The sequence below is a fragment of the Pseudomonas emilianonis genome, assembly GCF_023072625.1.
Classification (GTDB): domain Bacteria; phylum Pseudomonadota; class Gammaproteobacteria; order Pseudomonadales; family Pseudomonadaceae; genus Aquipseudomonas; species Aquipseudomonas paraveronii.
This window is the reverse complement of the sequence record NZ_JAKNRV010000664.1, coordinates 1-1331: the sequence shown is the minus strand read 5'-3', so window position 1 is coordinate 1331 and position 1331 is coordinate 1. Positions and strand designations below refer to the sequence as shown.

Here is a 1331-nt window from a genome sequence, read left to right as displayed (position 1 = left end):
GGCCAGGCCGACGGCCAGCAGGCCAATGGGCCCGGCCTCGGCCATGCTCAAGCCCGCCCCGAACACCAGCAACGGCACCGCGAGTATTCCACCGCCGGCGCCGGTCAGCGCCAGAATCACGCCCACTGTCAGCCCGAGCAGTAAGACGATGATCATTTCAGTCTCCTTGCGTTCAGCCCTGATTTCATCGGTCGGTCAACTCGGGTTTCGCCAGCCATTCGCGGCCCTTGAGCATGCCCTTCCAATACAGCGGTGGAAGAATCCGCTCTTTGAGCAGCCAGGCCAGCCGGGAGGGGCGGGTGCCGTCGATCAGCCATGACGGGAAGCTGGGGGCGACCTTGCCGCCATAGGTGAACTCCGCCAGGACGATCTTGCCGCGTTCCACCGTCAGCGGGCAGGAGCCGTAACCGTCGTACTGGGCGCAACCGTTCGCCTTACCCATGGCCGCCAACACGTTATGGGCCACCACCGGCGCCTGTTTGCGGGCGGCGGCAGCGGTCTTGGCGTTGCTCGAATTGGCCGCGTCGCCCAGCGCATGAATGTTTGCCCAGTTTTTATGCCGCAGCGTGGCGGGGTCGACATCAATCCAACCGGCCGCGTCAGCCAGCGGGCTGACCCGAATGAAATCCGGCGCGACCTGCGGCGGTACCACATGCAGTAAATCAAACTCACGGGTCAGCACACGGGGGCTGCCATCCGGATTCACGCCGCTGAACGTGGCCGTCCGTGCCGGGCCGTCGACGTGGGTGAGGGTGTTGCCGAAATTCAGGTCGATACCGTAAGCAGTGACGTATTCCATCAGCGCCGGCACATAGTCGGGAACCCCGAACAGCACCGCACCGGCGCTGTAGAACTCGATCTCGATGGCATCCAGTACGCCGCTGCGTTTCCAATGATCGGCCGATAGGTACATGGCTTTTTGCGGCGCCCCGGCACATTTGATCGGCATCGGCGGCTGCGTGAAAATCGCCCGGCCACCCCGCAGTTGCTGCACCCTTTCCCAGGTATAAGGCGCCAGGTGATACAGGTAGTTGGAGGTCACGCCGTTGCGGCCCAGGGTCTCCGACAACCCCTCGATGGCATGCCAATCGAGCTTCAGGCCGGGGCACACGATCAGTTGCTCGTATTTGACGACCCGGCAGCCATCCAGAATGACCGCATTTCGCTCGGGCTCGAAAGCCGCCACCGCTGCCTTGATCCAATGCACGCCGCGGGGCAGGGTGGTGCCCATCGTGTGAGCCGTTTGGCGCGCGTCGAACACACCAGCGCCCACCAGCGTCCAGCCAGGCTGGTAGTAATGCACATCGGCCGGGTCGACGATCGCAATGTCG

The 1331-nt window shown here is 63.9% G+C and carries 1 protein-coding gene; it reads right to left on the bottom strand.

What is annotated here, in order from left to right; all coding sequences use genetic code 11:
- Positions 1 to 184: 184 nt before the first annotated feature.
- Positions 185 to 1331, bottom strand: a 1147-nt coding sequence (locus tag L9Z73_RS30660) for an NAD(P)/FAD-dependent oxidoreductase (protein WP_247408709.1), incomplete at its 5' end; no start/stop codon positions are given.